The 24,151-nt window shown below is 39.6% G+C and carries 19 protein-coding genes and 1 pseudogene; 18 read left to right on the forward strand and 2 right to left on the reverse strand.

Features of this window, described 5'->3' with window-relative positions; genetic code table 11:
- Positions 1–36 precede the first annotated feature (36 nt).
- Together MHH23_RS03920 and tagH are read left to right on the forward strand one after the other, a co-directional pair.
- Entirely contained in the window at positions 37–864 is an 828-nt protein-coding gene (locus MHH23_RS03920) for an ABC transporter permease (RefSeq protein WP_268430502.1), read from the forward strand.
- Positions 865–883: 19 nt separating this feature from the next.
- Positions 884–2,488, forward strand: coding sequence for a teichoic acids export ABC transporter ATP-binding subunit TagH (gene tagH / locus MHH23_RS03925; protein ID WP_268430504.1), 1,605 nt, complete (start codon positions 884–886; stop codon positions 2,486–2,488).
- A 27-nt stretch (positions 2,489–2,515) separates the two neighbouring features.
- Here tagH and galU read toward each other — a convergent pair whose 3' ends face one another.
- A complete protein-coding gene (gene galU, locus MHH23_RS03930) occupies positions 2,516–3,397 on the reverse strand; it encodes a UTP--glucose-1-phosphate uridylyltransferase GalU (RefSeq protein ID WP_008343198.1) in 882 nt (293 codons plus the stop codon).
- A 269-nt stretch (positions 3,398–3,666) separates the two neighbouring features.
- On the opposite strand from galU, the gene wecB reads away from it, so the two are divergent.
- The 5 genes and pseudogenes from wecB to MHH23_RS03955 all read left to right on the forward strand — a co-directional run.
- Complete coding sequence (gene wecB, locus MHH23_RS03935; RefSeq protein WP_268430506.1) at positions 3,667–4,800, forward strand: non-hydrolyzing UDP-N-acetylglucosamine 2-epimerase; 1,134 nt, start codon at positions 3,667–3,669, stop codon at positions 4,798–4,800.
- Between the two features lie 200 nt (positions 4,801–5,000).
- Complete coding sequence (locus MHH23_RS03940) at positions 5,001–5,717, forward strand: IspD/TarI family cytidylyltransferase (RefSeq protein WP_058336996.1); 717 nt, start codon at positions 5,001–5,003, stop codon at positions 5,715–5,717.
- Positions 5,710–6,735: a ribitol-5-phosphate dehydrogenase gene (locus MHH23_RS03945; protein ID WP_058336995.1), complete on the forward strand. Its 1,026-nt coding sequence runs from the start codon at positions 5,710–5,712 to the stop codon at positions 6,733–6,735. The genes MHH23_RS03940 and MHH23_RS03945 overlap by 8 nt, the downstream gene beginning before the upstream one ends.
- A 10-nt stretch (positions 6,736–6,745) precedes the next feature.
- Positions 6,746–7,903, forward strand: a complete 1,158-nt coding sequence (locus MHH23_RS03950) for a CDP-glycerol glycerophosphotransferase family protein (protein ID WP_253718738.1) — start codon at positions 6,746–6,748, stop codon at positions 7,901–7,903.
- 10 nt (positions 7,904–7,913) lie between these two features.
- Positions 7,914–9,243, forward strand: a pseudogene (locus tag MHH23_RS03955) (CDP-glycerol glycerophosphotransferase family protein); the annotation flags it as partial.
- 56 nt (positions 9,244–9,299) lie between these two features.
- On the opposite strand, the gene tagU reads toward MHH23_RS03955, so the two are convergent.
- The gene (tagU, locus tag MHH23_RS03960; RefSeq protein WP_116306309.1) at positions 9,300–10,223 is read right to left on the reverse strand and encodes a polyisoprenyl-teichoic acid--peptidoglycan teichoic acid transferase TagU; all 924 of its coding nucleotides are present in this window, start codon (positions 10,221–10,223) and stop codon (positions 9,300–9,302) included.
- A 182-nt stretch (positions 10,224–10,405) separates the two neighbouring features.
- Here tagU and MHH23_RS03965 point away from each other — a divergent pair, with 182 nt between their 5' ends.
- From MHH23_RS03965 to tuaE, 11 genes are all read left to right on the forward strand, one after another.
- Positions 10,406–10,729, forward strand: a complete 324-nt coding sequence (locus MHH23_RS03965) for a hypothetical protein (RefSeq protein ID WP_024719258.1) — start codon at positions 10,406–10,408, stop codon at positions 10,727–10,729.
- A 25-nt stretch (positions 10,730–10,754) separates the two neighbouring features.
- Complete coding sequence (locus tag MHH23_RS03970; RefSeq protein ID WP_340958935.1) at positions 10,755–12,863, forward strand: SpoIID/LytB domain-containing protein; 2,109 nt, start codon at positions 10,755–10,757, stop codon at positions 12,861–12,863.
- 21 nt (positions 12,864–12,884) lie between these two features.
- Positions 12,885–14,375 (forward strand): N-acetylmuramoyl-L-alanine amidase, encoded by a 1,491-nt coding sequence (locus MHH23_RS03975; protein ID WP_340958936.1) that lies wholly within the window; start codon positions 12,885–12,887, stop codon positions 14,373–14,375.
- A gap of 140 nt (positions 14,376–14,515) precedes the next feature.
- Positions 14,516–16,006 (forward strand): N-acetylmuramoyl-L-alanine amidase, encoded by a 1,491-nt coding sequence (locus MHH23_RS03980; protein ID WP_340958937.1) that lies wholly within the window; start codon positions 14,516–14,518, stop codon positions 16,004–16,006.
- 144 nt (positions 16,007–16,150) lie between these two features.
- A complete protein-coding gene (locus MHH23_RS03985; protein WP_019743577.1) occupies positions 16,151–16,720 on the forward strand; it encodes a hypothetical protein in 570 nt (189 codons plus the stop codon).
- Between the two features lie 199 nt (positions 16,721–16,919).
- Complete coding sequence (locus tag MHH23_RS03990; RefSeq protein WP_008348294.1) at positions 16,920–17,579, forward strand: sugar transferase; 660 nt, start codon at positions 16,920–16,922, stop codon at positions 17,577–17,579.
- Positions 17,580–17,597: 18 nt separating this feature from the next.
- Positions 17,598–19,049 (forward strand): teichuronic acid biosynthesis protein TuaB, encoded by a 1,452-nt coding sequence (gene tuaB / locus MHH23_RS03995; RefSeq protein WP_340958938.1) that lies wholly within the window; start codon positions 17,598–17,600, stop codon positions 19,047–19,049.
- Positions 19,046–20,230, forward strand: coding sequence for a teichuronic acid biosynthesis protein TuaC (gene tuaC, locus MHH23_RS04000; protein ID WP_125589498.1), 1,185 nt, complete (start codon positions 19,046–19,048; stop codon positions 20,228–20,230). The genes tuaB and tuaC overlap by 4 nt, the downstream gene beginning before the upstream one ends.
- A 75-nt stretch (positions 20,231–20,305) precedes the next feature.
- A complete protein-coding gene (gene tuaD, locus MHH23_RS04005; protein ID WP_017368147.1) occupies positions 20,306–21,643 on the forward strand; it encodes a UDP-glucose 6-dehydrogenase TuaD in 1,338 nt (445 codons plus the stop codon).
- Between the two features lie 14 nt (positions 21,644–21,657).
- Positions 21,658–22,587 carry an NAD-dependent epimerase/dehydratase family protein gene (locus tag MHH23_RS04010; RefSeq protein WP_340958940.1) on the forward strand — a complete coding sequence of 310 codons (930 nt, stop codon included), beginning with the start codon at positions 21,658–21,660 and terminating at the stop codon, positions 22,585–22,587.
- A gap of 39 nt (positions 22,588–22,626) precedes the next feature.
- On the forward strand, positions 22,627–24,093 hold the full coding sequence (tuaE, locus tag MHH23_RS04015) for a teichuronic acid biosynthesis protein TuaE (protein ID WP_340958941.1): 1,467 nt from the start codon (positions 22,627–22,629) through the stop codon (positions 24,091–24,093).
- Positions 24,094–24,151: the final 58 nt, after the last annotated feature.

The raw sequence follows: 24,151 nt of genomic DNA on the forward strand, positions 1-24,151 counted from the left end.
AGTAATTCCAAAAACTTATATCTAAGGAAGATTAGAATGAACGCAATGTTGACGATATTGAAGGAGCAAATCAGTTCATTTCCGCTGATCATGCGACTTGCTGTTTATGAAACAAAATCAAAATATCAGATGAATTATTTAGGTGTTTTATGGCAGTTTTTAAATCCATTGATTCAAATGCTGGCTTACTGGTTTGTTTTTGGTTTAGGCATTCGCGGAGGACAGCCAATTGTCATTGGAGGCATGGAGATTCCATTTATCATCTGGATGCTTGCCGGATTAATACCGTGGTTCTTCATTAGTCCGACGATCCTTGATGGATCAAACAGTGTGTTTAAACGCATTAATATGGTATCGAAAATGAATTTTCCGATTAGTGCGCTGCCGTCTGTGGTCATTATGTCCAACTTATTCAGCTATTTTGTCATGATGGGTGTCTATCTCATTGTGCTTATTTCTTATGGCATATATCCTGACGCACATTGGCTACAATATATTTACTACCTTATATGTATGATCGCATTTATGTTTTCGTTTAGTTTGTTTAACTCAACAATTAGTGTACTCATAAGAGACTATCAATTTCTTTTACAATCAGTGACACGTTTACTTTTCTTTTTACTACCTATTTTTTGGAATATCTCAGAGAAACTCACTGGAGACAAAGCATGGATAGGAGATATTTTAAGACTGAATCCTCTTTTCTACATTATTGATGGTTTCAGAAATAGTTTGTTAAAGGGAGAATGGTTCTTCCATGATGTCAAATATACACTTTATTTCTGGCTGATTACGCTTCTTCTTTTAACAGTCGGTTCATTACTGCATATGAAATTTAGGGATAAATTTGTCGATTTTCTTTAAAAAGTAAGGAGATTATACGATGAAACTAAAGGTTTCGTTTCGAAACGTATCCAAGCAATACGTCCTATATAAAAAACAGTCGGACAAGATCAAAGGGCTGTTTTTACCAAATAAAAATGAAAAAGGTTTCTTTGCCGTTCGTGATGTGTCTTTTGATGTCTATGAAGGAGAGACGATTGGTTTTGTAGGGATCAACGGGTCTGGGAAATCCACGATGTCGAACCTCTTAGCGAAAATCATTCCACCGACAAGTGGTGAGATTGATATGGACGGTCAGCCTTCGTTAATTGCTATTGCGGCAGGGCTGAACAATCAGTTGAGCGGTAAAGACAACATTCGTTTAAAATGCTTAATGATGGGCCTGACAAATAAGGAAATTGATGATCTTTATGAAAAAATCGTAGAGTTTGCGGATATTGGAGACTTTATTGATCAGCCTGTAAAGAACTATTCAAGCGGAATGAAATCTCGTCTTGGCTTTGCCATATCAGCACATATCGATCCAGATATCCTCATTATTGATGAGGCACTGTCTGTAGGAGACCAAACCTTCTATCAAAAATGTGTGGATCGTATCACCGAATTCAAAGAACAAGGAAAGACCATCTTTTTTGTCAGTCACTCTATTAGTCAAATCCAAAAAATCTGTGATCGGGTGGCTTGGATGCATTATGGTGAACTTCGTATGTTTGATGATACGAAAAAGGTTGTGAAAGAGTATAAGGAGTTTGTTGATTGGTTTAACAAGCTTTCCAAGAAAGATAAACAAAAATATCAATCAGAACAGAAGGAAGGTCGAAAAGGCCTACAAACGACAGAGAAGGTCACGAGGTATAATGACACTGGAAAACGACGTTCCTTTTTCGGACCGGCGTTTCAAGTCACCATAATAGCTGTTTTAACCATCTTACTTGCCCTTTCTATGTTTTCGGATCGTCCGCTGCGTACACTGGCGACATTTGGTGCAATTCCCTCAGGTAAAACAGAGGCGCCCCAGTCAACGAACCATGAGACGAAAGGTGCCCCTAATGATATGAAAAAGATTGATCAACAGGCCATAGTTAAGGCAGATCCAATGAAGGTTTATACAGACAGAGCCATGAAAAAAAAGGCCGACGTCACATTATCGTTTGGACAAGAAGTAAAGGCTGTGGCTAAAAATAAACAAGTCGTTCAAATCAAAATAGCATCAGAGACATATTATGTGCAACCAGATGCGCTACAAAACGCAGATGAATTGAAGTCGTTATCCATCGGACCAGCACAGTTCAATTCCTACGTATCACCCGCATCTGCGGGTTCGTATGAGTACTTACTTTCTTTCCTTGGAAAAGAAGAGTCTGTGCTGAAGCAAAGAATGCAAACACTTAGCTCGGTCAAAAGTGAACAAGGCGATACCATTGAGCGCCTGACCACTGAGAAAACCGATTATGTGATTCAAAATGGTCAGGCGAATACGATGGTGTTCCGCGAGATCATGCCTATCTCTCCTTCAACACTTGGACTGACAGAACAGAATGTCTGGATGAATGAGAAACAAACGAAATTCGCAGTAAAAGGCGAAAATCATCTATTTGTTATCGATAATGAACAACATACGCTGACTGTTTCAGCGAGCAAATAAAAAGCTGCCGATGCCGGCAGCTTTTTTTTAATTCACTTCTTCTTTTTCAAGTAGCTGTTTCATAAATGGAATGAGTTTTTTCTTTAGCTCTTCATCTTGTAGGGCAAACTCTAGCGTTGTTTCGATGAACCCTTGCTTCTCTCCGACATCATATCGTTTTCCTTCAAAATCATAGGCAAATACACGCTGGATGTCATTGAGCTTTTGGATGGCATCTGTCAGCTGAATTTCTCCGCCTGCACCAATTTCTTGTTGATCAAGGTACATAAAGATCTCTGGCGTGAAAATGTAGCGCCCTAAAATGGCTAAATTGGATGGTGCGGTTCCTTGCGGCGGCTTTTCAACAAAGTTTTTCACTTGGTAGCGGCGGCCTTCTTGGGTAAGAGGATCAATAATCCCGTAGCGATGCGTATCGCTGTCCGCTACCTGCTGAACACCAATTACAGATGAAAGGGTTTTTTCATATTCATCCATCAGCTGGCGAAGTCCAGGTGTTTCGGCTTGGACAATATCATCACCTAATAAAACAGCAAAGGGTTCATCACCGATAAAGTTGCGTGCACACCAAACGGCATGTCCGAGTCCTTTAGGTTCCTTTTGGCGGATGTAATGAATATCAGCAATATTAGAGGATTTTCTCACTTTTTCTAAAAGTTCACTTTTTCCTTTTTCTTCAAGGTTGCGCTCCAGCTCTGGCGCAAAATCAAAATGATCCTCAATGGCTCTTTTCCCTTTTCCAGTGACAATAATAATGTCTTCAATTCCTGACTCAACAGCTTCTTCAATAATATATTGAATGGTTGGTTTATCAACGATTGGTAGCATTTCTTTAGGCATAGCCTTTGTGGCAGGGAGGAAACGTGTCCCGAGACCTGCAGCTGGTATAATGGCTTTACGTACTTTTTTCAATGAACTTTGCACCTTCCTTACATATAGAAAAAAATGATGTGACATGACCTTCATTTTTCATCTTTCATAAAGTGTAACTTACAAATGATAGAAATGACAAATGATTTACGAGAAAGATTTAAAACCAATTGTAAAGAACTTGTGTAAATATTCATGTTGAAAAGAGTAAAGGTGATGTAAAGATTAAGAATAGAATGATTAGGATTCGTTCTTATTCTTTTGTATAATGAACAACATACAATAATTGAGAAGAAAAGAGGCATCGACTATTGAGAACATTACATGTAATGACTGTATTCGGGACGAGGCCTGAAGCGATTAAAATGGCACCCCTTGTCCTTGAGCTAAAAAAACATCCACAAATTAAATCTTCAGTTACTGTGACGGCTCAACATCGACAAATGCTTGATCAAGTGCTGAAAGCTTTTGATATTAAGCCCGATCACGATTTGAATATTATGAAAGAACGCCAGACATTATCTGAAATCACATCGAATGCACTGTTGAAATTAGATCAATTATTCAAAGAGGAAAAACCTGATATTGTGCTTGTTCATGGAGACACAACGACAACCTTTGCAGGAAGTTTGGCTGCGTTTTATCACCAAATTTCAGTAGGTCATGTTGAAGCGGGGTTAAGAACACATAATAAATACTCACCGTTTCCAGAAGAATTGAACCGTCAAATGACAGGAAATATAGCCGATATTCATTTTGCGCCGACACATGAGGCAAAGCAGAATCTTTTAGTTGAAAATAAAAAAGAAGAGACCATCTTTGTAACAGGAAATACAGCAATTGATGCATTGCAAACAACGGTTACAGAGCAGTATCAACACCCTATTTTAGAGAAAATAGGCACAGATAAAATGATCTTATTAACGGCTCATCGCAGAGAAAATCTTGGTCAGCCGATGAAGAACATGTTTAGAGCGATTCGCCGTGTTGTAGAAGAATTTAAAGATGTTCAAGTCGTATACCCTGTCCATCTAAATCCGGCTGTTCGTGATGCGGCACAGACTGAATTCAGTGATCTTGATCGTGTGCACTTAATTGAGCCGCTTGAAGTAGTTGATTTCCATAACTTTGCTGCTGCCTCACACTTTATTTTAACGGATTCAGGCGGTGTGCAGGAGGAAGCTCCCTCTTTAGGAAAGCCAGTATTAGTGCTGCGTGATACAACAGAACGTCCTGAAGGCGTGAAAGCTGGTACGCTTAAGCTTGCAGGAACCGATGAAGAAACCATTTATCAGATGGCAAAAGAGCTGTTAAAAGACAAGCAAGAGTATGATAACATGTCGAAGGCTTCTAACCCATATGGTGATGGACAAGCATCGAAACGAATTGTTGAAATGCTTCTTTATCACTATGGATTAACGGATGTCAAGCCGCAGTCATTTTGAAAATGACCATTTATATGTTAGAAAAATTTGTCGATATATGTTACAAATTCTAAATCAATAATTAAAAAAATATAAAAATGTGGTATTATAATGGCATATATTAAGATATGAATGGATTCTTTGTAATGTAATTTACAATCTATTTATATTAAAATATTGCCATTTTTATTTATTTGACATGATTGAGAGGGGTATTAAGTATGATTTATGCAGAAATATTAGCTGGCGGGAAAGGTTCTAGAATGGGTAATGTAAATATGCCAAAACAGTTCTTGCCGTTAAATAATCGCCCTATCATTATTCACACTGTTGAAAAATTTCTATTAAATGATCGTTTTGAAAAAATTATTATTGTAACTCCTAAAGAATGGATCAATCATACGAAGAATATACTAGAAAAATACATACATGCTGATGATAGATTAGTAGTAATTGAGGGTGGAATAGATCGAAACGAATCGATTATGAGCGGGGTTCGTTTTATTGAAAAAGAGTATGGGCTAAATGATGACGATGTTATTGTTACACATGATTCAGTAAGACCATTTTTAACCCATAGGATTATTGAGGAAAATATAAATGCCGTTCTAGAACACGATGCTGTCGATACTGTTATCCCTGCTATAGATACAATTGTAACTTCAGAAGATGGAGCAAATATCACGAATATTCCTGTACGTGACAACATGTATCAAGGCCAAACTCCTCAAAGTTTTAAGATCTCTCTCTTAAAACGTCTTTATGGCGAACTAACAGAGGAACAGAAAAAGGTGCTGTCAGATGCTTGTAAAATTTGTATTTTAGCAGGGCAAAAAGTGAATTTAGTCCGAGGTGAGGTATTTAATATAAAAGTAACGACACCATACGATCTGAAAGTCGCGAATGCTATTTTACAGGAGAACATAAAAAATGATTAATCAAACATATCGATTGGTTTCTGCTAGACAATTTGAAGTGACTTATAAGGATAAGGAATTTACTTCTGGTCAAGTTGTTGTTAGACCAACTCACTTGTCAATATGTGCTGCGGATCAGCGCTATTTTACAGGAACAAGAGGTAAGGAAGCAATGGATAAAAAGCTTCCAATGGCGCTTATTCATGAGGGTGTTGGAAAAGTAATGTATGACCCTACAGGAGCTTTTAAAGTCGGAACACATGTGGTGATGGTTCCAAATATTCCAAATGAAGAAAATCAATTTATTGCGGAGAACTATCTGCGCTCAAGCTATTTCAGGTCAAGTGGATATGATGGGTTCATGCAAGATTATATGTTCATGAATCCGGATCGCCTTGTAGCCCTTCCAGAGCAAATGAACCTTCATGTAGCTGCTTTTATTGAATTAATTACCATTGCTGTCCATGCAATGAGTAGGTTTGAAAGTGTGGCTCACCAAAAGCGAGATTTGTTTGGTGTTTGGGGGGATGGGAACCTTGGATTTATTACATCCTTAATACTAAAAAAACGATATCCTTCTTGTAAAGTATACGTTTTTGGAAAAAACCAATATAAATTAGAGCATTTCTCTTTTGTTGATGAAGTATACCAAATTAATGACATACCAAAAGACCTTCGAGTCGATCATGCATTTGAATGTGTCGGTGGACGTGGCAGTGAAACTGCAATAGAACAAATCATTGATTATACTCAGCCAGAGGCATCTGTGGCTTTATTAGGTGTGTCAGAATACCCTGTGAAGGTAGCAACAAGAATGATTCTCGAAAAAGGGATTATTTTCATTGGAAGCAGTAGAAGTGGCAGTAAAGACTTTGTTAATACTGTTAATCTACTAAATGAATTTCCTGAAATTGTAGATTATTTGGAGACATTAATTGGAGCAGTCCATACTGTGAGAAGCATAGAGGACATTGGAAAGGCATTTGAAGAAGATTTGACTTCTTCATGGGGTAAAACAATCATGAAATGGGAAATCTAACACAATGTATATGACAAAAATTGTGAAAGTTTTTTTTCAAATAGTCTACACAGTCTTTTCTAAATTAATTCCGGTAAGTCCGCAAAAAATTGTGATTGCTTCTTATAGAGATAATGAAATAAATGAAAATTTCAAGAACGTATATAATGAATTGGTAAAACAGCCCCATTTGAGAATTGTTCTATTATTCAGAAAGTCGGAGAGTGGGTTGATAGGTAAGTTTCTCTATATTATTTATTTATTGAGAACGTTGTATCATATTGCTACTTGCAAGGTGCTCTTATTAGATGATTACTATTATCCTCTTTATTTAATTAAAAAGCGGTCGGAAACAAAGGTTGTTCAAATTTGGCATGCATGTGGTGCTTTTAAAAAATTTGGTCACAGCATTAAAGATAAGCAGGGGGGACCTTCATCTGAATATTTAAAAGTAGTTCCTGTTCATTCCAATTATGATTTTGTAATTGTGAGTTCAGAAGAAGCAATTGTTCCGTTTTCTGAAGCGTTTAATATGCCTAAGCAAAAAATATTAGCGACAGGAGTTCCAAGAACTGACTTTTTTTATTCAGAAAAGTACATTTGTGAAGTGAAAAAGAGGTTTCATGAGGAATACCCAGAATTGAAGAATAAAGTGAAAGTGCTATATGCTCCAACTTATAGGGGAGGAGTTAATAAGCAGCATGGGGAACATTTTCTTTTGAATCACGAAACTCTTTTTAGACATTTAGATCCACAGCATTATGAATTGTTCATCAATGTACACCCTTATATGCGAAAAACTTCATTTGGAGAAGAAAATATATCTGAGAAGTTTACTTTATATGAGTTAATGATTCTTTCTGATGTATTGGTGACAGACTACTCATCAGTTATATTTGAATATAGTCTATTGAATAAGCCAATGTTTTTCTATTGTCCCGATCTAGAGAACTATTTGCAAGAGAGAGACTTTTATTACCCGTTTCATGAATTTGCACCAGGACCTATTAGAACGAAAATGGAGCCTTTAATAGAGGATTTGAAAAATGTAAGTTTGGATAAAACACAAACTGATTTTCGTTCATTTTCAAAGCGGTTCATGAATCGTTGTGATGGACATTCTACGGAGCGTGTTGTTTCACTTATACTAAGCTTATTGAATGAAGGGGAGAGAGTTTTTGAAATTTAAGCTAGGGATTTTAGGAAATATAAACAAATTCCTAAAGCGGGATATCTATTCGACTAAGGTGGTACATTTATCAGGGGAGAAAAGATTGAAATATCATTTCATTGTTACGATGGAGAAGAAAAAAAAGCTTATGTATCATCACACAAACTCCAAGAAATTGATCAAGGTTAATATAGGCGACTATGAAATATGAAAATCGTATAATTCGTAAAATGAAGCGTGTTATGTTTCAAATCTTATATCAACTATTTTGTATCCTGCCAGTAAAACTGAATAAAATCACTTTCGCATCAGATAGTCGTACTGATTTATCAGGAAACTTTGAATTTGTCTATCGAGAGCTTTTAGATAGAGAAGAAACCTTTGATTTTCAGTTTTTCTTAAAAGAAAGCATTAATACGAAAAAAAGTATCACAGAATATGTGCGAATGGCTTATCATTTTGCTACAAGCCGACACATTTTAATAGATGATTTTTATCCAATCATCTATCCATTAAAGATCCGAAAAAATGCTGATCTTGTTCAATTATGGCATGCAGTGGGGGCATTTAAGACATTTGGTTATAGCCGTATAGGTTTACCAGGAGGCCCATCGCCGACATCTAAAAATCATAGGAACTATACGAAAGTCATTGTCAGTTCTGATCATATCCGTAAGCATTATGCAGAGGGATTTGGTGTAGATATTGAAAATGTCATTGCCACAGGAATTCCTAGAACAGACTTCTTTTTCGATGAAGCGAAAAAAGCTGAAGTTAGATCAAGTTTATATGAAGAATATCCTTTTCTAAAAGGGAAAAAGGTGATTTTATTTGCCCCGACTTTTAGAGGAAATGGCCAGCAATCTGCCTATTATCCGTTCGAAGTATTAAATTATGATCAGCTTTATCAAGAGCTGAATAACGAATATATTTTCTTGTTTAAAATTCATCCATTTGTTAAAAATAAAATTAATATTCCATATCAATATAGTGAATTTTTCTATGATTTTTCAGATTTTAGAGAGATCAATGAGTTGTTGTTAATTGCAGACGTTCTGATAACTGACTATTCATCTGTTTGTTTTGAATTTGCTTTGCTAAAAAAACCAATGATCTTTTTTAGTTATGATGTGGACGAGTATATTCGAACTCGTGATTTTTATTATGAATATTTCTCATTTATCCCGGGCCCACTAGCTAGAACTTGTCATGAACTCGTTTCAATTGTTAAGAACAATCAGTATGAATTCGAAAAGTTAGATTCATTTGTGCATTATTTCTTTGATGAATTGGATGGTCAATCGAGTAAAAGAGTAGTGGATGCGATTTTATTAAAACAAAAAGAAGGCGATGAGTAGCAAGGATAATTCTTTCATAATAAAAAACACCTTTCTTAGAGAAAGGTGTTTTTTATTTACGAAGCTTCCAAACTATCCTTCAATTCCTTCTTCACTTTCGCTAAACTGCTGTCATCAAGCTGATAGTAATAAATATTATTGATTCGTGCGCCTGTACCTTTCAGCTCGTGCTGTTTCACATTTTGTCTTGCATCACGATAATCATTCATCATCGTCCACATGTCGTCAAAGGACATATTCGTTTTCATGTTATTTTCAACGACTTTAAACATATCACCGAATTTCGTAATAGATGAAATGTTAGCCCCTTTTGCAATGATGCCTTCAATGACTTGTCGCTGTCTTTGCTGACGACCAAAGTCACCTTTAGGATCTTGCTTTCTCATTCTTGTATAGGCAAGGGCTTGATCACCGTTCAGGTTAATCTCTCCTGTACCAAATGAATGGCCATCATAGCTGAAAGCAAACGTACTGTTCACCGTAATGCCGCCAAGTGTATCGACAATGTCTTTAAAACTTTCCATATTTACTTTCACAAAGTAATCCACAGGTACATCAAGCAGTTCCTCTACTGTATCTGCCGCCATTTGTGTACCGCCGAAAGCGTAGGAGTGGTTGATTTTATCCATTGTGCCTTTTCCGACAATTTTTGTATACGTATCACGGGGGATACTCACCATCTCAGTTGTTTTCGTTTTCGGATTCACAGTCATGTATATTAATGTATCTGCACGGCCTCGGTCATTCTTTCTTTCATCGACACCCATGACTAAAATGGAGATCGGGTCTTTTTTACTTAAATCGACATCTTTGTCACGCTTATCTGACTTCTTTAAGTTCTCTTGAATGCCTGCGACAGTTGATGCGGCTGTATTCCAAAGATGATACGCGTATCCGCCAGTGGCTAATACGAATAAGCCAATAATCGATAAAACAATCCAAAGAACCTTCTTTTTCTTTCTTTTTCTCTCAGCTCTCATAATGTCCCTCACCTTTTCTATCATTCTTCCATGATTATAGGTTTACGAATCTTGATAAACAAGTTATTTTTTTACTCTGAACCTAGATATAGACGTTGTAACAAAAAAAAGGTTTCAAAAAACCTTAAATTTACCTTAAAATATTAAGTTATAAGACGATACAAAGACATGAGGTGAAAAAAATGAAGAAAATCGTCGTTTTACCGTTCTTAATACTACTACTAGGTATCGTGCTCACAGCATGTGGAACGGCTGAGCAATCCTCAGGAGAAAACAAGACAAGCAGTTCAACTCCTCAGGTGCTGGAAGAAAAAGCTGAATTTATTGGAATGGCTGATGCACATACAGTCGAAGTAAAAAAAGTGAATACAACCTTAAGCTATGAATTTACGGATAATTTTAAAGATGTATTAAATGAATTTAAACCAGGTGACAAAGTAGAAATCTCTTACTTTATCAATGACAATGGTCAAAAAGAAATTCAAAAGATTGAAAAACAGAAGTAAAAAAAGATGGGCGGGATGAACAAAATTGAAGAAAACAGGCATTACACTTATCGTTCTCATGACAATGACACTACTAATTGCACCTTTTCAGTCTGCCATGGCCAGCTCGACAATTTCAGTGAAATTGTCTAATTATATAGGAAACAAAACAAGCATGGATATTTCAACAACTGGGGAATACAAGCTGTCAGGATCCAATGTTGCTGTGACGAAAAGATATGAGGGAAATAATAGATACGAAGTAGCCAATAGTATTGCTGATTCTGGCTGGAAGAATCCATCAACTATCGTTGTCGTAAATAAGGATGCTTTCGATCATGCAATGACCGTTTCTCCATTGGCTTACAAATTAGATGCACCAATTCTTTATTCTGGTGCTGCGAAGCTAACAAAAGCAACTGAGAACCAAATTAAAAAAATGAAACCCGATAACATCTTAATCATTGGGGATACAAAAAGTATTTCGTCTACAACTGAGAAAACCTTAAAAAAGTACGGGAAGATTAGAAGAATAAGCGGAAAAGATAAATTTGAAATATCTCAAAAAGTAGCCAAAGAGATGGGGAGTTATAAGCAGGCAATTGTTGCTGGCGGGGCTTCCTTTATGAATGGGACATCCATGATCTCTTATGCAGCTAGAAATGGGTATCCAATATTATTAACAAAGAAAAATTCAATTCCGACTTATAAGATTCCTAGTAAGGTAATTGTAGTTGGAAGTACAAAAAGCATTAGCGAAAAAGTAGAAAAACAATTAAAAAAGACATCACAAGTTACACGAATCAGTGGTGAAAATCGCTATGAACTTTCTGTTAACATCATCAAGAAATTAAAGTTAAATGTAGATAAAGTATATCTTGCTAAAGGTTCTAGCTCAAAATATGCAATTCCTATGTCACTTTTAGCAGCGAAAAACAATCGTACTATGATTTATGTCAAAAAAGATTCTTTCTCTTCTTCTTTAAAGAAACTTTTAAAAGAAAACGGCACACATACATATCATATAGCAGGCAGTTCAAGTGTGCTTTCAGATACGCTCAAAAACGCTTTAGCCAAACAAGTCTATCTGAAAAAAAATCAAAACTACCAATTGAATATTTCTAACGGAAAAATTTCATTAAAAGGTATTAAGACATATAACACAGTAAGAGTTGTTCCTGAGAAATATTCAACTAAAAATGTCCTTCAAATCGCAGGGAAGCCTTACTTAGGGAACATCAACTTTGCTATTGAATCAGGATATATCAGGCCGACTAATGAAAATATTCCATTTGAAGACTATCTAAAAGGTGTTGTGCCAAACGAAATGCCTGCAAGCTGGCATGTTGAGGCATTAAAAGCACAAGCAGTTGCCGCTAGAACGTATTCAGTGAAAAGTATTGGAAAAGTCGTACCTGATACAACAGCCTTCCAAGTATATGGAGGATATAACTGGTACACAAATTCAACAAAAGCTGTTGATGCCACAAAAGGCAAGGTTCTAAAATACAACAATCAACTTATTTCAGCCACCTATTATTCTAGTAATGGTGGATACACTGAGGCGAGTGAAGAAGTATGGGGAAATGCACTGCCATACTTAGTCGCCAAGCAGGACACAAAAGATCCTGTCAATGCGTGGACACTGAAGTTGTCTAAAAAGCAATTAGGCACTACGTTGACTGCAAGTACAGCAGCTTCTGAGTGGTCTAAGGCAAAAGAAGCCAATGCTGCCGACCTTGCTGGTCTAAAATCATGGCTGTTGAAAAATAAAGAAACAGCTGCATCTGACATGAGAATTGCATATATTTCAAGCCTGACATTCTCAGGAAAAACAAAAGGTCAGCGTGCGAAGACCGTTTCAATCAAGCTGAATTACCATCTGAAAAACAAAACAGGTACGTATACAGTGAACAAAAGTACAACGGCAAGTATGAAAATGACAGAGTTTAGAACAGTCATGGGCGCAACAAAGGTGAAAAGTACGTTTGCGTCAGTAAAGAATAATACAAATGATTTCACGATTTCAGGAAAAGGTTATGGTCACGGTATTGGGATGAGTCAATACGGCGCCAAAGCTAGAGCTGAATCTGGAAACTCGTATTCTTCTATACTTTCGTTCTACTATCCAGGTACAAAACTAACAAATTATTAAAGTTAAGGGAGGACACAGAAGATGCGCTCAATGATCAAAACAGCCATCCTCAGCCTCATCGCCATTTTCATTATTGTTCCAACAGCTTCAGCGGACAATTCTGTATCACGAATAGATGGGGGAAATCGTTACTCTTTATCTGTCAATGTGGCGAAAAAAGGTTGGGGATCAGCGAATACCGTTGTGCTAGTAGGGAAAAAAGCTTATGCTGATGCAACAGCAGCTGTCCCTTTAGCGTATCAACATAATGCGCCAGTTCTTTTTACAAATAGTAAAAACCTTTCATCAGAAACGAAGAAAGGATTAACGTCATTAAAAGCGAAAAATGTGATTGCGATTGGAACGACGGCAAGTGTTTCAAATAATGTCATCAATCAAGTAAAAAAACTAGGGATTTCAACAAAACGAATTACGGGGAAGAACAGATATGAAATCTCTACGAATATTGCAAAGCAAATGAAAAAACCAGCTGGTGTAGTGGTTGTAGAAGGTCATTCGTATGCGCATGGGATTGCGATTGCGCCATATGCTGCACAAAAAGGTTTCCCAATTTTATATACAGATAAAAAGGGACTTCGTTCTGAAATTTCAACTTTCGCAAAAGCTAGTAATATTAAGCAAACAATTGTGATTGGCGGCGAATCGTATGTTACCAAAGCAGCATACAACAAGCTAAAGTCGCCAACGAGAATAAAGGGCGCTAACCGCTATGATATTGCAGCAAAGATTGTGAATAAGTATAAACTAAGTACGAGCAATACGTATGTTGCGAGAGGATTTGGTTATGCCTCTGCACCAGCAGCTGCTGGCATTGCAGCGAAAGAAAAGAAAGCTCTTTTATTAACAAATGAGAAAACTTTGCCTGTCCATACTCGGTCAATTATCGGCAGTAAAAACATATCGAAATTCACAGTAGTCGGAAATTCAACGACAGTGACGAATACTGTAGCATCTCAATTAAAGAACCCGGTTGTAGGTAAAAAAGTATTCCTTGACCCTGGCCACGGTGCTCAAGATTCTGGTGCTGTAGGATATGGTCTTTATGAGAAAAATTTAAACTTAGACGTAGCAAAGAGAGTGAACACTAAACTGAAAAATGCTGGTGCACTCACTACCATGTCAAGAACATCAGACACATTCGACAGTCTTCAAACACGGGTGAGCAAAGGTGCGTCAGCAAATGCAGATATCTTCATCAGTGTCCATGCGAACTCAAATGATAACAGCAGTGCAAATGGAACTGAAACGTATTATGACAAAACATATGCGGCAACAAACAGCTTGAAGCTCGCGCAAAATATTCAGCCTAAAATGGTCAGTGCATTAGGCACAAGAGACCGTGGCGTGAAGACAGCTGCCTTCTACGTCATTAAATATTCTAAGATGCCAAGCGTTCTCTTAGAAACTGGTTTTGTTTCCAGTCCAGTTGATTCAAATATTTTGAAATCTGCTACTTATAAAGATCGATTGGCGTCAGGTATTTCAAGCGGTGTTTCAGGCTATTTTAGATAAGAAAACATACAGATGAGGGGTGCCGAAGATACACCTCTTAGGCTGCTCGAGAAACGACTCTCGGCAGCCTTTTTTCAAAAGTACATGAAGTGTTTCCTGGGTTCCATGATGAAGGGTTCAAAACCAAGGAGGTTGACTTCATGCGTTCTTATATCAAATGTTTTGTTTTAATTGTGGTTTCACTAAGTTTATATGCACCATCAGCATTTGCGCAGCACAATGTATCGAAGATTGAGGGAAGTAATCGATATGAGGTGGCAGTTAACGCTGCAAAACGAGGCTGGTCGACAGCACCTACAGTTGTTTTAGTAGGCGGTGAAGCTTATGCAGATGCGCTAAGTGCTGTGCCGTATGCCTTTCAGCAAGGAGCGCCAGTGCTGTTAACGAATACTAGCAGTCTTTCAGGTGCAACTAAGTCAGGTCTTCAGCAGTTGAGAACGAAGCGTGTTATCATTCTTGGCGGAACCGCAAGCATTTCGCAAAAAGTCGTAGCGCAGCTAAAAGCAATGAATCTTTCCGTATTGCGAATACAAGGAAAGAATCGATATGAATTGGCGGCAAACGTTGCTAAGCAAATGAAGAGTGTTGATACAGCTGTGATTGTGAATGGTTCTGCTTATGCAGATGCTGTGGCGATTGCTCCATATGCTGCAAAACAGGGCTTTCCTATTTTATTAACCGATGCAAAAGGGCTGCGGCAGGAAACAACCAATCTATTAAAAAGCAAAGCGGTGAAACGGACGATTGTGATTGGCGGGGAAACAAGTGTCAATCAAGCAGCCTATCAAAAGCTACCATCACCCGTGAGAATCAGCGGAGCCAATCGGTATGAAGTGGCAGCCCGAATTGCGAAAACATACCCGATGAAGACAACCCAAACGTATATGAGTAACGGCTATGCATATGCCGATGCGGCAGCTGCGGCAAGTACGGCAGCCAAGCAAGGGCAAACCCTTCTTCTTACAGACGCTCAATCAGTGCCAGATGCGATTCGTCGTGTCATTGGGTCTAAAAAGATTTCAACATTTACAGTGTTGGGCGGAACATCAACCATACGAACCAGTGTGATCACACAGCTGAAAAATCATGTGTTAGGTGAAACCATCTTTATTGATCCAGGTCATGGTGCACAGGATGTTGGAGCGGTAGGAAATGGGCTGTTTGAAAAAAATGTTAATCTGGATGTCGCGTTAAAACTGCAAGCAAGGCTCAAACAAGCGGGTGCGCTGACGGTCATGTCTAGAACATCTGATACATTTGATTCCTTGCAAACACGTGTAAGCAAAGGATCACAGGCTGGTGCGGATGTGTTCATCAGCATCCATGCCAATGCAAATGATAATAGCGGTGCAAATGGAACAGAAACGTATTATGATGCGACGTATGCTTCGGCCAATAGTTTAAAGCTGGCACAAAAGGTACAGCCCCAGATGGTGAAAGCCCTTGGCACAAGAGATCGCGGTGTGAAGGCAGCAGGATTCTACGTGATCAAGTATTCAAAAATGCCCAGCATCTTGCTTGAAACAGGGTTCGTAACCAGTCCGATTGATGCCAGTATATTAAAATCATCGACTGCCAAGGAGCGGCTGGCTTCAGGAATCGCAGCAGGTGTATCTCAATATTTTGAATAAAATAGATCGAATGAACGATATGTCAAGTTAAAAATACATTTCATTTCAGGTTATTTTTGTTATAATCGAAACATAGAGGGTGGGTTTTTCACGTATTTGCCTTCCAATGACAGCAAATCGACAAATCATGAAGAGGTGACGATCTTGAAAAAATTAATCACAATGCCGTTTTTAGTCTTACTTCTAGGTGTAATGCTCACAGCATGCGGCACATCAAATCAGTCAAACGATAACAATACGGATAACAGCAAAAAAGAAACAACTGAAGCAGCAGATCAAAAGAAAGAAAATGCAACAGATGAAAAGACGGAAGACAAGTCCGCAAGTGAAAAAGCAGATGATGAAAGCAAAGAAACAGCTGCTCAAACAGAAGACCAAGCAGGTCAATCTGATGAAGATGCAAAAGAAAGCTCTAGTAAGGAAATCACAAAAGAAGAAACGACAAACGATCAGTCAAAAGCTGAATCTAAAACAAAAAAAGAATCTACAACGAAGAAAAATGAAGTCACCAAAGAAGGCACATATGTCGGTTTGGCTGATGGACATACAATTGCTGTCAACATTGATGGAAAAGAAGTAGCCATTCAATTCGGAAATACATTTTCTAAACAAGTGAACAGCCTAAAAGAAGAGTCAAAAGTGAAAGTAACTTATACAAAAGATGCAAACGGAACGCTTAGACTGAAGACGATCGAATCCGTAAAGGCAAAATAAAAAAAAGACACGTAGACCCGCAGAAATGCGGGTCTTTTTTACGTTTAAAAGGGCATAACTTGATATAAGGGCACATTCTTAACACACTTTTACAAGACTTAACAGCCCATTTACATTTGCTTAATGTTGCTCTGCTAAACTGACTTTCATAGAACATCTCTTTACACAACAACTACTTTGAATGGTGAGGTGCAGGTCAGTGAGCGCAGAGAAAGCGATGAACCTTTACAGAGAATATGAAGTGAGACGAAATCACTCTTTTGCTTTAACAGAACATATGGTTCGATATTTATTTGCAAAACGTTTCATAGATGTTGTGTTCTCGTTCATCGGATTGATGTTGAGTACGCCAATCATTTTACTGTTTGCCCTTTTAATTAAGCTAGAAACACCAGGGCCAGCCTTTTATATGCAGGAAAGGGTCGGAAAAGACGGTGTCTACTTTAAATTATGGAAGCTCAGATCGATGAGAACCAACGCAGAAAGCGGAGGAGCGAAATGGGCGCAAAAAAATGACCCTCGTATCACCAAAGTGGGGGCATTCATCAGAAAAACAAGAATTGATGAACTGCCGCAATTTATCAACGTGTTAAAAGGAGAAATGAGTATTGTAGGTCCACGTCCTGAAAGACCAATGTTTACTGCCGAATTTAATCGGACGATTCCAGGCTTTACAAAAAGACTGACAGTGAAGCCGGGGCTGACTGGTCTTGCTCAAGTAAATGGGGGATATGAAATGAGTCCAAGTGAAAAATTATCACATGACTTACAGTATATTCAAAACTTGACATTTTCTCTCGACACGAAGATTATGGTAAAAACGTTAAAAGTCATCGTGACTGGTGACGGAGCCAGATAAGTAAAGTAGGGAAGAGAAATGGCAAGTATGAAAAATCGCCTGCTGGGCGGAGCAAAATGGACAAGCTTGTCCGCATTGATCATTACCATCATCCAAATTGCACAGTTCGCCTTTTTAGGAAACGTAATGTCACTGAAAGAATTTGGACTCGTTAGCATGATCACAACGGTCACAATATTTACACAGATTTTACTTGATCTAGGCATCGGTGCTGCGATCATTCAAAAAGAACAAACGACGGAACGTCAATTATCTACATTATATTGGATCAACTTGCTGACGGGAATTCTCTTGTTTTGTGTATTGATCCTCGCAAGTCCCTTGATTGCCGCCTTTTATGCCAGACCTGAGCTGGAAGGCTTGCTCAAGTTATTATCAATCATGTTTCTCATTGCACCAATTGGTCAGCAATACCAATACATGATGCAGAAAGATTTAGCCTTTAAAACCTTAAGTACGATTGAGACGATAGCGACGATTATTTCGCTGATTGTTCTACTTATCCTAGCCTTTTTTATCAATCCAATTGTGGCCTATGTGGTCTCTCAAGTGCTGCTTCAATCAGGAAAAGGTCTCATGTATGCAGCGGCTTATTGGAAGAAGTGGCGCCCAGCACCCGTTTTCGCATTAGGGGAAGTGAAAGAGTTTTTCTCCTTCGGGGCTTTCCAGCTTGCGTCAAGACTCGTCAATCGGGCAGGCTCAAACATCGACATGATTTTAATAGGACGGTTTCTTGGAGCAGAGGCATTAGGGATTTACAGCCTGGCTTATCAAATCGTCACAATTCCGGTGCTGAAAATTAACCCGATTGTGACGAGAGTGGCTTTCCCAGTTTTCGCAAAAAGTCAGCGTGATCACTCTAGGCTGCGTGAGGGCTTCCTCAGCATGACGAATATGCTTGCACTCATTGGTTTTCCACTACTCATTGGTCTTGCTGCCGTATCAGATAGCTTTATAGAAGTGGTGTTTGGAGAGAAATGGCTAGTGGCGGTCCCGGTTTTGAATATTTTGTGCATTGTCGGTCTACTCCGTGTGCTGATGAATCCAAATGGTTCCATCCTTCTTGCGAAAGGGAGAGCTGACTTAGCATTTTATTGGGATACAGGCATGCTCATCGTATATGGATGCGCCTTATATGCAGGAGTCCATACTGGCAGTCTATTGACTGTAGCTTGGGTCTACTCAGGGGTCAGCCTGCTGAACTTCATTGTCGGCAGGTGGCTGATGGCTTATGTCATTCAGCTAGATATGAAGGTGTATGTAAAATCACTCGTAAAGCCTGCTGTCATGACGCTGTTAATGGCCGCCTGCGCAGTGACTGTTCATCAAGGGATGAAGCTGACATCAGCGGATATACTGCTTCAATTACTACTGACGATTGGTTTAAGTGCGGCTTTATATAGCTTGCTACTTGTCAAAATGTATCCGCAGATGGCAGGGAAATTATGGAGAAGAGGTCGTTCGTCATGAAGGTGCTATGGCTGACAAGTGTATATCCTAGTGAAAAACATCCAAGTGAAGGCGTCTTCCATGAAACGCAAGTGCAGGAGCTGGTCAAACAGGGCGTAGAAGTGAGCGTGATTTGTCCTACTCCTGTCAATCCGCCCATCTTACGGATGCTTAAAGCTTCCTATCGTCAGAGAAAAGATCTTCCCCAGCAGGAAGTGAGGTGCGGCGTGCCGGTTTACAGACCGCCCTATACAGCGCTGCCTGGACAGCTAAAATGGGCTCAGCCGAGTAAACGAATCGCAGCTTCTGTCCTGCGCACAATGGAGCGTTATGAACTGTCACCGGATTTCATCCATGCGCACTTTGCTATGCCGTCTGGCGGCGCAGCAGCTGTGATCAAAAAGGAAGCAAACATCCCTTATCTTCTGACCTTACACGGCAGTGATGTGAACGTCTATCCAACCTATAGCCAAGGGGCGCTTGCCGCCTTTAAAGGAGCAGTAAAACAGGCGTCTGCTGTTCTCACAGTGAGTGAAGAGCTGGCAAAGAAAACACATGACATGACAGAGGTGGATGCACAATGCCTCCCGCTTGGAATTCCGCTCAAGTCATTTTCTAGAACACTGGGGGATCAAACAGCCATCAGAAAGCAGATTGGTTTACCGCTTCACGACAAGCTCGTCGTTTTTGTCGGCCGTTTAGTCAAAGAGAAAGGTTTGCTTGAATTAGCGGAAGCTGTCAGCGGGATGGAGGGTGTAAAAGCCGTCTTTGTCGGAAAAGGACCCCTCGCAAAGGAGCTGGCCGAACGGGCGGGAGAATCCATTATACTCCCGGGTCAGGTGCCGAATGAACAAGTCAAACATTATTTAATGGCAGCTGACCTGTTTGCCCTTCCATCCTACAGTGAAGGAATGCCGACTGTCGTCCTTGAGGCGCTCGCTTTAAAAATGCCTGTCATCGCAACACGGGTTGGTGGTCTCCCATCACTATTTTCTACCTATCAACATCTGCTCATTGAACCGCGTTCAACGAGTCAGCTAAAAGAAGCGATTCACGCTTATCTTTATGAAAACAGATGGAACGAGCAAGTGAAGAACGATCTTCACCACATCGTCCATACAGATTATTCATCATCACATAATGCTACGCTTCTGATTCAGCAATATGAAAAGGTGCTGAATCAATCAACTTCCACCGTTTAAACAGGATGAAATGTGCAAAGACTGATAGATAAACAGTTTGGAACGACCAATATGCTTTTACTGAGAGGATGAAACATGTTGAAGAAAATTGCTGTGATTGGAACAGGATATGTCGGGTTAGTATCGGGTACTTGTTTTGCTGATATCGGAAATCGCGTCATTTGTTGTGACATCGACGAATCAAAAATCAACAGCTTAAAAAGCGGTCTCGTTCCAATTTATGAACCGGGCTTAAAGGAATTGATTGAGAAGAATACAGAAGAAGGAAGATTGTGTTTTACAACCAATATTCCCGCTGCAATTCGAGAATCAGAGATTATTTATATTGCGGTAGGAACACCAATGACACCTCAGGGGGAAGCGGATTTAACATTCGTGAAAGCTGTGGCTCAAACGGTTGGGGAACACCTGAATGGCTACAAAATCATCGTGAATAAGAGCACAGTACCGGTTGGAACAGGCCGTCTTGTTCAAGCCATTGTTCAAAAGGCTTCACGCAGTAAATATCCATTTGATGTCGTCTCCAATCCAGAGTTTCTGCGGGAAGGTTCAGCTATTCAAGATACGATGAATATGGAGAGAGCGGTGATTGGCTCTACAAGCGCACATGCATCCACGATCATTAAAAAATTGCATGATCCGTTTCAAACAGAAGTGGTTGAGACCAATCTAGAAAGTGCAGAAATGATTAAGTATGCGGCAAATGCCATGCTCGCCACAAAAATCTCATTCATCAATGACATTGCGAACATTTGCGAGAGAGTTGGTGCTGATGTGGAAAAAGTCAGCGAAGGCGTTGGGTTAGACAGCCGGATCGGGCATAAATTTTTAAAAGCAGGCATTGGATTTGGTGGTTCTTGTTTCCCAAAAGATACGATGGCTCTTCTCAAAATTGCCGAAACAGCTGGCTATCGGTTCAAGCTGATCGAATCTGTCATTGAAACAAACAACCACCAAAGAGCCCATCTTGTCAGCAAACTGATGAGTGTGTTCGGTGATATTAAAGGAAAAACGATTTCCGTTTTAGGGCTCGCATTTAAACCAAATACAAACGATATGCGTTCAGCCCCAGCACTAGATATTATTCCAATGCTGAGAGAGCTCGGAGCTTTTGTCAAAGCCTATGATCCAATTGCTTATGTAGAAGCAGAAAGAGAGCTTGGCCCGCAGGCGGTCTTCAGCAATGATCTCTATGAAACAGTGAAAGATACAGATGCTTGTCTCATCTTAACGGAATGGGATGACGTACAGAAGATGGATAAGGATCAGATCAAGCAGCTGCTTCGTTCTCCCATTTTAATTGATGGAAGGAATTTGTTTGATCCAGCAGAAATGAAAGAGAGAGGATTTATTTACCAGTCCATCGGCCGCCCAGGCGTATGGGAAACAGAATTGGTATCGAAGGCACAATAATAGGGGGAACTTGGATGAAGAAAGTATTGGTAACTGGGGGAAGTGGATTTATAGGATCTCATACGGTAGAGGCTTTATTAGAGAAAGGTTATGAGCCCATCGTTCTTGATAACTTTTCAACTGGATCGAAGGAAAATATCGCTCATCTTTCCGTACAATGCATTGAAGCAGATGTCACAAAATCAGAAACGGTCGATTTGATTAAACACATTGCACCAGATTATATCATTCATCTTGCAGCGCAAGTGAGTGTAGCCGTTTCGGTTCAACATTTCGTCTACGACGAAGAGGTCAATATTAAAGGTTCGCTGCATGTGATCAAAGCAGCGGCTGAAGCCGGGGTGGAGAAAGTGGTGTTTGCCTCATCGGCAGCAGTCTATGGAGACCCAGTCTATCTGCCGGTCGACACAGCTCATCCACTGCAGCCTGGTTCACCTTATGGCTTGTCGAAACTCACAGTTGAACGATACTTACAGATGGCGAAATCACTCTATGATGTGGACTATTGTATCATGCGGTACAGCAATGTATATGGTCCGCGCCAAGATGCACTTGGTGAAGGCGGTGTTGTCTCAATTTTTTCTGACAAGTTTGCAAAGCATGAGGCACCTTTCATCTTTGGAAACGGGGAACAAACAAGAGATTTCATCTATGTAGGCGATCTAGCCGCAGCGAATGTTGCAGCTTTAACAGCTCAATCAAACGTTTGTTTAAATATCTCATGTGGTCATTCCATCACGGTGAATGAGCTGTTTCAAACGATGAAGCGAGTCACGAGATCAGATCTTGAACCGATTTATAAGCCTCAGCGTACAGGAGATATTGTGCATAGTACATTGGAAAATGAGGAAACGAAACAAGTCTTAGCATGGGAGCCTGTTGTGAGTTTACAAGAAGGTTTGGCTCGTACCATTTCCTACTATGAACAGGAAGTAAAGGCTTAATCCCTCAAATCGGATGGGTTGCTTAGGAGGAACATGGGTATGAGTGTGAAACAAACAGCATGGCAAATCATAATCGGATGTATTTTATTAGCAGCAGGTATCGGGCTTGTACAAATGGCATCCACACAGCCTATCGGGTTAAAGAAGATGGTGGTCATTCCGGTTTTGATTGTGGTGCTCATAGCGGCTGCTATATCTATGAAGCTCTATATGAATGGTGAGCACATATTCATGTCAGCCATTTACCTTTTGATTGCATTAACATTTCTCAATAACGCTTTTTTCTCTATCAGTGCCGGATTCTTTAGTCTCTTTCTCTACCGCATCATGCTCTTGGCTGTCTTTGCTTTATTCATATGGCGGATGAGGGACAAAGGAACGTACATATCCCAGTGGCAGCAAATTCGCGTTAAAGGCATTCTTGGTTTTTTCGCTGCATGGTTTCTTTACGGACTCATCTCACTGCTTTGGGCTCATTCGGTCACAGACGGCCTGAAATATATGTCTCTTCTTGCGATGGGAATGGGTTTTGTCTTTCTTGTGGTCATGTACATTCAGCGAATGGATCAGATCGTGACTTTTTATAGTATTTGGCTAGTCATGACCGTATTTGTGATGGGAATCGGGTTCTATAATCACTTGACCTTGAACCATTTACCGAATACTTCATTGTATCTTGGACCAGCGTACAAACAGCACTATCCTACAGCTGTCTTCTTTAACCAAAATGATTTTGCGACTTTTTTATCTATTAGCTTTTTCTTATATGTGGCGTGCATGCGCCAAATGAAAAATGGTTATATCAAAGCGTTCGGATTACTAGGAGCCATCTTAGCGCTGTATCTCATTTTGTTAACAGAATCGCGCGCCAGCTTGCTTGGCATATTAGCCGGAGCGGCAATCTATGTATGGCTGTTGATGCCTCGCTTTTTAAAAAAGTGGTCCATCATGGCAGCAGGCGGGCTTGTTATCATCTGTATCGCCATTTTTTCAGCCAAAATCTATTCTGTCTTTTATGACTTGTTTCTCGCTTCTCAGGTCGCTCATTCTTTTAGCGAACCACTTCCGTCCAACATTGCCCGGGCGAATTTAATCAAAAACGCTTGGTATTTCTTTACGAATTCATACGGTTTCGGAGTCGGAGCGGGCAATGTGTCTTATTACTTAGCTCACTTTTCTATCTTTGATACAGATCAGGTCGTGGAAGTTCACAATTGGCTGCTAGAGGTGATGACGAATTTTGGGTTTGCCGTCATGCTAGGTTATATCTCAGTGTATGCCTATCTCATGTTTTCATTGTACAAACAATACCAATTGGCTGACACGAGATCAGCCAAGATGATCATTGAAGGTCTATTTGCTGCCATGCTGAGCTTTCTCGTCTCAAGTATCAGTCCTAGTTCCGTATCGAATTTATATTTCCACTGGGTGTTTCTAGGGCTGGTGATCGCAGCGGTCAATATCATGAAAAATAAACAGCGCTTCAAGCCGTGGGCAAACGTGTGATGCAGAGTTTGTATGGCTACACTAGTGAAAAAGCAAATACGTCAATGTTGGGAGAATG

Source organism: Bacillus sp. FSL K6-3458 (genome assembly GCF_038005045.1).
GTDB classification, from domain to species: Bacteria; Bacillota; Bacilli; order Bacillales; family Bacillaceae; genus Bacillus; species Bacillus altitudinis.